Source organism: Paenarthrobacter aurescens, from assembly GCF_025421775.1.
GTDB classification, from domain to species: domain Bacteria; phylum Actinomycetota; class Actinomycetes; order Actinomycetales; family Micrococcaceae; genus Arthrobacter; species Arthrobacter aurescens_B.
Genome location: NZ_JAOEFX010000161.1, coordinates 1 through 279, shown reverse-complemented (window position 1 = coordinate 279; position 279 = coordinate 1). Strand labels below are relative to the sequence as shown.

Annotated in this window: 1 protein-coding gene; it reads right to left on the bottom strand. The window is 40.1% G+C overall.

The window, feature by feature from the left end:
• On the bottom strand, positions 1 to 279 hold a 279-nt coding region (locus N7568_RS23130; protein ID WP_261612057.1), incomplete at both ends, for a hypothetical protein.

Below are 279 nucleotides of genomic sequence, written 5' to 3'. Positions count from 1 at the left end.
ATAGTCTGGGTCGTAAATGACAATTCCGGTTTCCAGCCAGTTTGTATGCTTGTCCACCCAATAGCAGCTCACGGTCCCCACCGTTTTTTCATTAGTAATAATCGCAAGTATTCGAGGAACTGACGGAAAAAGCTCATATTCTTTTTTCCATGAGTTTATATACTTTTCTTTCGTGAGTCTTCGTTCTGGTATGTACGGAGCATTCCACTTTTTTGCTTCTTGGTTTTTTTCTTCGTACTTCCAGTAATAAAGTTCATTAACGTCTTCCTGTGTCGCTTC